Source organism: Nocardiopsis sp. TNDT3 (assembly GCF_003427465.1).
GTDB classification, from domain to species: Bacteria; Actinomycetota; Actinomycetes; order Streptosporangiales; family Streptosporangiaceae; genus Nocardiopsis; species Nocardiopsis dassonvillei.
The window spans coordinates 1-1,520 of record NZ_QPFC01000311.1 but is presented as its reverse complement, the minus strand read 5'-3'; the positions used below and the strand labels follow the sequence as shown (position 1 = coordinate 1,520).

At 72.0% G+C, this 1,520-nt stretch carries 1 protein-coding gene; it reads left to right on the top strand.

Translation table 11 applies throughout. From position 1 onward, the window contains the following. Nucleotides 1-137 precede the first annotated feature (137 nt). Nucleotides 138-1,358 carry a formaldehyde dehydrogenase, glutathione-independent gene (gene fdhA / locus DQW06_RS08365; protein ID WP_094804966.1) on the top strand — a complete coding sequence of 407 codons (1,221 nt, stop codon included), beginning with the start codon at nt 138-140 and terminating at the stop codon, nt 1,356-1,358. Nucleotides 1,359-1,520: the final 162 nt, after the last annotated feature.

Genomic DNA, 1,520 nt, shown 5'->3' with positions numbered 1-1,520 from the left:
CCCCCTCCCCCGCGCTGACTGCACACCCCGATCCGGCAAAGAATCCGGATAGACACGCCGTGTCCGGTTGCTCCTCGCCCCGACCGGAAACCAGAGGGGAAAGTGCCCCCTCCCGGGGGCGGAGAGGCGGGAAGGACATGACCGGCAACAGGGGTGTGGTGTACAGGGGCGCGGGCCGGGTCGAGGTCGAGGACGTCGACTACCCCGAGTTCGTCATCAAGGACGGCCCCGGGGTCAACCCGGCGAACGTCGGGCGCAAGGTGCCGCACGGGGCGATCCTGAAGGTCGTCGCCACCAACATCTGCGGCAGCGACCAGCACATGGTGCGGGGGCGCACCACCGCGCCGGAAGGGTTGGTCCTGGGCCACGAGATCACCGGCGAGGTGGTCGAGACCGGGCCCGACGTGGAGTTCGTCAAGGTGGGCGACCTCGTCTCGGTCCCGTTCAACATCTCCTGCGGGCGCTGCCGCAACTGCAAGGCGCGGCGCACGGAGATCTGCCTGAACGTGAACCCGGACCGGCCGGGCTCGGCCTACGGCTACGTCGACATGGGCGGCTGGGTCGGCGGGCAGGCCAGGTACGCGCTCGTGCCCTACGCGGACTGGAACCTCCTCGTGTTCCCCGACCGCGACCAGGCGATGGAGAAGATCCTGGACCTGACGATGCTCTCGGACATCTTCCCGACCGGCTACCACGGCTGCGTCACCGCGGGCGTGGGCGTGGGGTCGAGCGTCTACGTCGCGGGAGCCGGACCCGTGGGGCTGGCCGCCGCCGCGTCGGCCCGGCTGCTCGGCGCGGGGGTGGTGATCGTCGCGGACATGAAGGAGGAGCGGCTGGCGCAGGCCCGCAGCTTCGGGTGCGAGACGGTGAACGTGGCCGAGGGGGACCTGGCCGGGCAGATCGAACGGATCCTGGGCGTCCCCGAGGTGGACTGCGCGGTGGACGCGGTCGGCTTCGAGGCGCACGGGACGGGAGAGGGAGCCTCGAAGGAGGCGCCCGCCAGCGTGCTCAACACCGCGATGGACGTGACCAGGGCCGGAGGGTCCATCGGGATCCCGGGCCTGTACGTGACCGGCGACCCCGGCGCGTCCGACGAGGCCGCCAAGGAGGGCTCCCTGTCGGTCCGGATCGGGTTGGGCTGGTCGAAGTCGCACGCCTTCTTCACCGGCCAGTGCCCGGTCATGAAGTACCACCGGGAGCTGATGGAGGCGATCCTCCACGACCGGGTGCGCATCGCCGAGGCCGTCAACGCCGTGGCGATCCCGCTGGAGGAGGCCCCCGAGGGGTACCGGGCCTTCGACGAGGGTGCGGCCAGCAAGTACGTGCTCGACCCGAACAACTACCTCGGCACGCGCTGACGCTCCGGGAGGTTCAGGGCCCGCGGGCGACGAGCGGGGTGAGGCCGCGCGGGCGGCGAGCGGGGCGGGGACGGGCTCAGGCCCGTTCTGCCTCCGCACCGCCCTGCCCGGCCTCCGCACCACCCTGCCTGGTCCCCGCCCCGTCCCGATCGGTCCCCGCAC

Coding starts and splice junctions, on each gene's coding strand:
- fdhA (WP_094804966.1), top strand. CDS start 138: ATGACCGGCAACAGGGGTGTGGTGTACAGGGGCGCGGGCCGGGTCGAG.